This is a genomic window from Vallitalea sediminicola, assembly GCF_054408565.1.
In genome coordinates this window covers 1-296 of record NZ_BTPT01000312.1, presented here as the reverse complement: position 1 = coordinate 296, position 296 = coordinate 1, and the positions used below count along the sequence as shown (strand labels likewise).

The window sequence follows — 296 nt, the reverse complement described above, 5'->3', positions numbered from 1 at the left end:
ATACTGTAATTGTTGTTGGTGGCGGTCCCGCTGGAATGTGTGCAGCACAGACCCTTGCACTACGTGGGGTAAAAGTGACTCTTATTGATCGCCAAAGTGAACTTGGAGGAACCATTAATTTGGCTAAGAAACCGCCATTTAAGGAACGTATGCAGTGGATTTCAGATTACTATAATAGTGAATTTGAACGACTTGGAGTAGAAGTAAAATTAAATACAGAAGCAACTACAGATAGGATTATGGCATATAAACCGGATGCAGTAATTCTTGCTACAGGCTCTGTATCAATCGTTCCT

At 40.9% G+C, this 296-nt stretch carries 1 protein-coding gene; it reads left to right on the top strand.

Going from position 1 to position 296, the window contains the following annotated elements; all coding sequences use genetic code 11:
- Nucleotides 1–296: FAD-dependent oxidoreductase (locus ACX6CF_RS26870; RefSeq protein ID WP_458788441.1), on the top strand; the 296-nt coding region annotated here is incomplete at both ends.